The sequence below is a fragment of the Streptomyces zagrosensis genome (genome assembly GCF_014203645.1).
Classification (GTDB): domain Bacteria; phylum Actinomycetota; class Actinomycetes; order Streptomycetales; family Streptomycetaceae; genus Streptomyces; species Streptomyces zagrosensis.
In genome coordinates, this window is the sequence record NZ_JACHJL010000033.1 from 44,083 (window position 1) to 51,883 (window position 7,801).

2 protein-coding genes are annotated in these 7,801 nt (G+C 67.0%); both read right to left on the minus strand.

From position 1 onward, the window contains the following. Positions 1-47 precede the first annotated feature (47 nt). The gene (locus FHS42_RS34320; protein WP_184579956.1) at positions 48-2,912 is read right to left on the minus strand and encodes a non-ribosomal peptide synthetase; all 2,865 of its coding nucleotides are present in this window, start codon (positions 2,910-2,912) and stop codon (positions 48-50) included. Further along, positions 2,909-7,768, minus strand: coding sequence for a non-ribosomal peptide synthetase (locus FHS42_RS34325; protein WP_184579959.1), 4,860 nt, complete (start codon positions 7,766-7,768; stop codon positions 2,909-2,911). Before FHS42_RS34325 ends, FHS42_RS34320 begins: the two co-directional genes overlap by 4 nt. Between the last annotated feature and the right edge of the window lie 33 nt (positions 7,769-7,801).

A 7,801-nucleotide genomic window follows, 5' to 3' on the forward strand; every position in this document is an offset into this window, starting at 1 on the left:
TCCTGATCAGGGCGGGGCAGCCCCGGCCGGCCCTTCATCCGTTGTGGTCAGTCCGCGGCCACTTCGAGTTCCCGGCCCAGCAGCGCGGCGACCGCCTTGTGGACCTGCTTTCCGTTGTCCGAGTTGGTCATCACCACACAGCCGTTGCCCGAGCCCAGTTGCATCGAGGTCAGCGCGCGATAGCCCGCGGTCTGTCCGCCATGGCCGACATCGGGGTCCGCCGACGAGCCGTCGACCACCGTGCCCAGGCCGTAGAAGCTGCCCGGGAAGGCCTCCGTGAGCATGGCGCCCACCGACGTCGCGGAGAGCAGCCCCGACAGGCCGAGGTGAGCCTGCCGAATCTCGACGGCGAGCTGCGCCAGGTCGGCGGGAGTGGACCACAGTCCGCTGCCCGCATGCACCGGCCGCAGCCGGTAGCCGCCGAGCAGTCCACGGGCTTGCTGGTCATGGCCTACAGCCAGGTCCTGGGGGACGGAACGGTCCATGACCGGCGGCGGCAGGAACGTACTGTCCCGCATGCCCAGCGGGCGGAACACCAGCTCGGCTGCCAGCTCCTGGAACTCGTGGCCGGTCACATCGAGCAGCAACTGCTCGACCATGGCCCACTGGCTGCCCGCCTTGCGGAAGAACGCCCCGGGTTCGTGCTCCGCCCAGACGTCGTCCAGTACGGCGGACAGCTCCGGCATGGTCTCGTCCGGCCGCCACCACGCACTTGAGGTCTGCGAAAGGCCCGCGGTGTTGGACAGCAGGTGGCGCAAAGTCAGCAGGCTCCCGCCGATGGCCCGGGGTGCCTTGCGGTCAGACAGATAGCCGTCGATGTCCGCATCCAGGTCGAGCACACCTTGGTCGACGAGCCGCAGCACCGCGAAGGCGGTCACATGCTTGCTGATCGATCCGGCCTGGAACCGGGTCCGCAGGGTCACCGGGGCGCCGGTCTCGGCGTTCCGTGTCCCATAGGCCTGCACACCGACTAGCTGGCCGTCCCTGAGCAGGGCAACCACCGCGCCGGGCACCCCATGGGTCACCATCGCCTCGGCCACCTCGGGCGCGCTCAGCGCGGAACGTGAGGCCGTGGTGAACTTCACCGGCGTCGCTCCCTCATCGCTCTCGTCGCCTTCATTCGGCGTTCCGCCATCGAGTGCGACCGCGAGGTCCTCGATGGTCTCGCTGTCCAACAGCATCCGCAGCGTCAGCTCAAGTCCGGCCCGCCGGGCGGCCGTCATCACATGGACGATGCGCATGGAGTCGGCGCCCAGGTCCGTCAGCCGGTCTCGTACGCCCACTTCGGCCACGCCCAGTACCTCGACACAGGTGTCGACCAGCAGCTGCTCGGTCCTGTTCCGCGGCGCGACGTACTCCCGGTCTGTGACCAATGCCGTACGGCCAGGTGCGGGCAGCGCCGTCCGGTCGAGTTTGCCTGTCGGGCTCAGCGGCATGGCGGCCAGCATCATGAAGGCCGCGGGCACCATGTACGACGGCAACGAGGCGGCCAGGTGGTCACGCAACTCGGCCTGGTCGAGCTCCGCTTCGCCGTCCGGCCGGTCCGAGACCACGTAGGCGGCGAGCCACTTCTCACCGTTGGCATCCTCCCGGGCGACCACCACCGCGTCACGCACCCCGGGGTGCGTCAGCAGCAGTTCCTCGATCTCGCCCAGCTCGATCCGGTAGCCGCGGATCTTCACCTGGAAGTCGATCCGGCCCAGAAACTCCAGATCTCCATCGGAACGGAAACGGCCCAGATCACCGGAGCGGTACATCCGCGAGCCGGGCGGCCCGCCGAACGGCTCGGGGACAAACCGCTCAGCGGTCAGCCCGGGCCGGCCCACATAACCGCGCGCTGTACCGGCACCGGCGATGTACACCTCACCGGCCACGCCCACCGGAACGGGCTGCTGAGCGGCATCGAGCACGTACGTCCGGTAATTGGGCAGCGGACGCCCGAGCACTATCGACTCAGGGTCGGGAACCACGTCCCAGACGTGCGACCAGACCGTGGTCTCGGTCGGCCCGTACTGGTTGAACAACGTGTCCAGCCGGCTGCGCAGATCCCGGGCCAGCGGCAGCGAGCATTCCTCGCCACTGGTAACCCCGACCAGCGGGCGGCGGCCGAGGCCGGCGGCCAGCAGCAGCTTCCAGCCGGCCGGGGTGGCCTGTACATGGGTCACCCCGGCGTTGTCGATCAGCTTCAACTGATCGGCGGGGTCGTTCGACACCTCGTCATCGGCGAGGACCACCCGGCCGCCGGAAATCAGCGGCAGATACATCTCGGCGGTCGAGATGTCGAAAGACAGCGGCGTGGCGGCGAGCCAGACGTGCTCCGGCTTGCATCCGTAGTGCTGCCGCATCGAGAAGAGCAGGTTCAGCAGGGCGTACTGGCCGATCTGCACACCCTTGGGGCGGCCGGTCGAGCCGGAGGTGAAGAGGGTGTACGCGAGTCGGTGCTTACGGCCCTCGTCCTTCACATCCGCCGGATCACGTACGGCCGAAGCGTCCGGAGCGGTACCGGGAAGCCCGGCGATCTCCGTACGTGCGCGGTCGAGATGGATGAACTCCCCCTCGTACCCCTCGCCCACCCGCTCGGCCAGCGTGCCCTCGGTCACGATCAGGCGGGCGCCGGACGTCTCCAGCATGTAGTTCAGCCGGTCCGCCGGCAGTCCGGCGTCCAGCGGCAGATGCGAACCGCCCGCCTTCCAGATGCCGAGCAGGCAGGGCAGGGTGTCCGGGCCGCGGCTCAGCAGCACACCGACCACCGACTCCGGCCCCACTCCGGCCGCCCGCAGATGGTGCGCGATGCGGTTGGCCCGGGTGTCGAGCTCGCGGTAGGTGAGGGTCGCCTCCCCCGTCTGTACGGCGATGGCGTCGGGTGTCGAGGTGGTCGTCGCCTCGATCACCTCGTGCACATACCTGCTCATCCCCACTCCACTTCGGTGTCGTTCCAGTCCTCAAGGACCTGAGTAAGCTCCGTCGCGGACAGCAGCGCCGAATTCACGTCGCCGTCCGGATCACCGGCCATGGCCTCCAGCACCGCCCGGTACATTCCAGCGAGCCGCTCGGCGTTCGCCCGGTTCAGGCCGGTACTCACGGCCCGCAGAACCAGCCGCCCCGGCACGTTGGCGATCGACAGGGTGAACTCGTTGGAGCTGTCACCGGCCCCGGACTCCCAGTCCACCGGCCCGTCATCCAGTGCCTGGTTGAAGTCCTGGTAGCGGTACATGATGTCGAACAGCCTTCGCCCGCCGGCCAGTCGCTGCACCGCCGGAAGCGGGTAGCGGCGGTGGCTGTAGACCTCGGCCTCGCGGTCGAAGACCTGCTGGATCAGCTCGCGCCAGGTACGGGCGCTGCGGTCGTGCGCGAACGGCAGGGTGTTGAGGTACATGCCGTACACCCGCTCGGCGCCCGGCTCCTCCGGCCGTGCGCTGTACAGCACCCCGGTGTGGAAGGCCGGTTCGTTGGTGACCGTGCTGAGCACCTTCAGATGCGTGGCCAGGAGTACGGCCTTGAAGGAGGTGGCTGTGGACTTGGCCAGTGCCCGCAGCTCCGGCTCGATGTCGCGGAACTCGATGGACACCTTGAAGTCCTCGCGCGGTGCGCCGGCGCCGTCTCCCCAGTCGGGTGGGAGCACGGTCATGGCGTGGTGGTCGACGATCCGCTGCCAGTAGCCGCGGTCGTCATCCGACTCCAGTGCCTCCAGCTCCGCCGCGATGAAGTCGGCATAGCGGACGGCCGGCCGCTCCTGCTGCTCCGGCTCCTCCCCGTTCACGTACGAGCGGTAGAGGCTCAGCACCTCAAGGAGCAGCGACTGCTGGCTCCAGCCTTCCGTGATGGCGTGGCAGTGGGTGAAGCCCAGGTGCCAGGCCTCGTCGGACTCGATCAGCGCGGAGATACGGAGCAACGGCGCCCGCAAGAGATCGAACAGCTCGGCGCGCTCGCTGACGATGTGCGCCCGACGCGCCGCGGCCTGCTGCTCATCGTCCTGGCCCCGCAGATCATGCACGGTCACCGGGATCTCGGCGCTCTCGTGGACCAGTTGGAGTGGTAGGTCGAAGTCCTCAAGCGCGATGGACGTACGGAGCATCTCATGGCGTTCCACCACGGCCTGCCCGGCGCGACGGAGAGCGTCGGTGTCGAACGGACGGCCGTCCTTGATCCGGAACGTCGAGGTGTTGTGGTACTTGTTCAGGCCGTCGTCGGCGAGCATTTCCACGAGCATGCCGAGCTGCACACTGGAGAGCGGGTACGCATCGACCAGCCCGGCGGGGAGGGTCTCCCGCACCGGCGCGGCGATGAGCGAGAACGGTGCGGCGGGGGTAAAGCTTGAGCCAGGTTCCGTACCCCCGAGTTCGGCGGCGAGTCCGGCGATGGTGCGGTGCTGGAACACATCGCGGACGCCAGCCTCGAAGCCCTCGGCGCGTAGGGCACCGACCAGGGCGATGGCCTTGATGGAGTGACCACCGAGGTCGAAGAAGTTGTCCTCAACACCGACCCGCTCCACACCCAACACCCGACCCCACACCGCGGCGATACGCTCCTCGGTCACCGTGCGGGGCGCGACATAGGTATCCACAGCAAACCCATCCGGGTCCGGTAGGGCGCGGCGGTCGATCTTGCCGTTGGCCGTCAGCGGAATCGAGTCCAATTCAATGAACATCGAGGGGACCATGTACTGCGGCAACGAGACACCCAACCAATCCGCCAAACCCTCCACGCCACCCACCACATACGCCAACAACCGCTGATCCCCCGACACCACCACCGCCGCGTCAACCACCCGTTCATGAGCAATAAGCGCAGCCCGAATCTCACCCAACTCCACCCGATAACCACGAACCTTGACCTGATCATCAACACGACCCAAAAACTCCACCACACCATCACCACGCCACCGCACCACATCACCCGTGCGATACAACCGACTACCAGCCACACCATACGGATCAGGCACAAACCTCTCCGCCGTCACACCCCCACGAAACGCATACCCACGCGCCACACCCACACCACCAACAAACAACTCACCCACCACACCCACCGGCACAACCCGCAACCCACCATCAAGAACCCGCATCACCACATTCGGCAACGGACGCCCAATCGGCACCACACCCTCAACCGCCCCCTCCAACACAAACACACACGTACCCACCGTCGCCTCAGTCGGCCCATACTCATTCACCACCCGACCACCACCCAACAACACACGCCAACGCTCCACCAAACCACCCGGCAACGCCTCACCCGCCACCACCACCCGCGACGCCAACCCCCGAACCTCCTCATCCGACAACTGACCCGACAACACCTCCAAATGACCCGGAGTCAACTTCATAAACGAAAACGGACCCGCAGCCACCAAACCCGCCCCCAACCCCGCCAACTCCCCATCCCACAACCACACCCGCTCACCCGCAACCAACGGAGCCCACACATTCGGCACCACCAAATCAAACGCCACCGACGAAAACACCGGCGCACCACCCGAACCCCACGACACCAACTCCCCTACCGCCCACACCACATGATTCACCAAACTCCGATGCGAAACCTGCACACCCTTCGGCCGACCCGTCGAACCCGACGTAAACACCGTGTACGCCACAGCATCCAAATCCACACAACCCACCGGCACCGACACCGGATACGACGACAAATCCTCACCCACCAAAACCAACTCAACACCCGAAAAACGATCCGCATACACACCCGACGTCACCACAACCGACACCCCAGCATCAACCACCATCCCCGCCACACGCCCCACCGGCAACACCGAATCCAACGGCACAAACCCCCCACCCGCACGCCACACCGCAAGCAACGACACCACCAAATCAACAGAACGATCCAACAACACCCCAACCACCGACTCCACACCCACACCCACACCCACACCCACCTCACGCAACCGATGCGCCAAACGATTCGCCCGCACATCCAACTCCGCAAACGACAACCGCACACCACCACACTCAACAGCCACCGCACCCGGACTCACAACAACCCGACGAGCCACCAAATCCGACACCGAAACCTCCGGCACCACCACCGCCGTATCATTCCAACCACTCAACACACACTCACGCTCACCACCAGGCAAAAACACCACCCGCGCATCACCATCCACATCACCAGACATCGACTCCAACACCAAGCGATACATCGCCGCAAGACGATCCACCCCAACCCGGCCCAGAACCAACGGATTCACCGTGAGCAGCAAACCGCTGCCGCGTGCGGCCACCGCGAGGCCGAACTCCGTGGCGCCCTCACCGTCACCGGACTCGGTGTCGACGAGGTCGGTCTCCGCTTGGGCGTCCGCCAGGTCGAGGTAGCTGAAGCGGACGTCGAGCAGTCGGGTTCCGTCGCTCAGCTCCCGCTGCATCACCGGCATCGGGAAGCGGCGGTGCGGCCAGAGCGTGCCCTCCTGGTCGAAGACCTGGCGGATTAGCTCGCGCCAGGTGCGCGCACCGCGCTGGTGGGCGAACGGCACCGTGTTGAGGTACATGCCGTACACCCGCTCGGCGCCCACGACTTCGGGGCGACCGCTGGAGACCAGGCCGGTGTAGAAGGAATCCTCGGCGGTGAGCTGGCTCATCACCTTCAGGTGCGCTGCGTGCAGCACGGCCTTCAGCGAGGTGCCGGTGCCGCTCGCCGCGGCGCGCAGCGCCGGGGTCAGGTCGGCGAGCGGTACGTGCACGACGTTCGCCGGTCCCGGCGCGCCGTCGCCCCAGCCGGCGGGGAGCTCGAACTTCGCATGGCTGCTCAGGACATCCCGCCAGTAGTCCCGGTCCTCGTCGGACGCCACGGAAGCCAGCTCGGCTGCCACGAAGTCCGCGTAGCGCACCTCGGGCATCTCCACCGCGGGCAGTGAACCGCCGTCGCGCACCCGGAGGTAGCCCTCGACGATCTCGCTGAGCAGCGAGCGGTGGCTCCAGCCCTCGGTGATGGGGTGGCAGACGCTGACCGACAGCCACCAGGCCTCGTCGGACTCGACGAGTGCGGAGATACGGAGCAGTGGGGCGCGGGAGAGGTCGAAGGTCTCGGCGCGCTCGCTGACGATGTGCGCCCGACGCGCCGCGGCCTGCTGCTCATCGTCCTGGCCCCGCAGATCGTGCACGGTCACCGGGATCTCGGCGGCAGCGTGGATGAGCTGCAGCGGCACCTCAAAGCCTTCGAGGTCAAAGGAGGCGCGCAGCATCTCGTGACGTTCCACCACGGCCTGTCCGGCGCGACGGAGAGCGTCGGCGTCGAACGGACGGCCGTCCTTGATCCGGAAGGCAGTGGTGTTGTGGTACTTGTTCAGGCCGTCGTCGGCGAGCATCTCGACCAGCATTCCGAGCTGCACCTGCGCCAGCGGGAAGGCATCGACGAGGCCCTCGGGAAGCTTGGCCAGGTCCCCCGCTGCCAGCAGCGCGAACGGTTCGACGACGGCGGTCTCGGCGAGGGGTTCACCGCCGCCGAGTTCGGCGGCGAGTCCAGCGATGGTGCGGTGCTGGAACACATCGCGGACACCAGCCTCGAAGCCCTCGGCGCGCAGGGCACCGACCAGGGCGATGGCCTTGATGGAGTGACCGCCGAGGTCGAAGAAGTTGTCCTCAACACCGACCCGCTCCACACCCAGCACCCGACCCCACACCGCGGCGATACGCTCCTCGGTTACCGTGCGGGGCGCGACATAGGTATCCGCAGCAAACCCGTCCGGGTCCGGTAGGGCGCGGCGGTCGATCTTGCCGTTGGCCGTCAACGGAATCGAGTCCACCTCAATAAACACCGACGGCACCATGTACTGCGGCAACGAGGCACT

Bases quoted from the DNA above. Each gene is read 5' to 3' on its own strand.
- FHS42_RS34320 (WP_184579956.1), bottom strand. From the start codon at position 2,912: ATGAGCAGGTATGTGCACGAGGTGATCGAGGCGACGACCACCTCGACA.